Origin of the sequence: Sagittula salina (genome assembly GCF_017813235.1) — a bacterium.
GTDB lineage: Bacteria > Pseudomonadota > Alphaproteobacteria > Rhodobacterales > Rhodobacteraceae > Sagittula > Sagittula salina.
The window spans coordinates 1-240 of sequence record NZ_JAGISH010000089.1 but is presented as its reverse complement, the minus strand read 5'-3'; the positions used below and the strand labels follow the sequence as shown (position 1 = coordinate 240).

Annotated in this window: 1 protein-coding gene; it reads right to left on the bottom strand. The window is 72.1% G+C overall.

The features are described 5' to 3' along the window. A partial coding sequence (locus J5474_RS22665) for a radical SAM protein (protein WP_209364288.1) occupies positions 1-240 on the bottom strand: 240 nt, incomplete at both ends.

Sequence of the window (240 nt, the reverse complement as noted above, 5' to 3'; positions counted from 1 at the left end):
AGCTCGATCTGCGGCAGCGCTGCCAGCCGGGCGAGGATCGCCTCCAACCGCCGTGGCGAGAGCATCAGCGGGTCGCCACCGGTCAGGATCACTTCCCGCACCGCGGGCGTCGCTGCGAACCAGGCGAAGGCCGCCTCCAGCTCCGCCTCGGTCAGCACGCCGCCATCGGCACCGACCGCCTCCCGCCGGAAGCAGAAGCGGCAATAGACCGGGCAGGCCAGCAGCGGCTTCAGCAGGGCA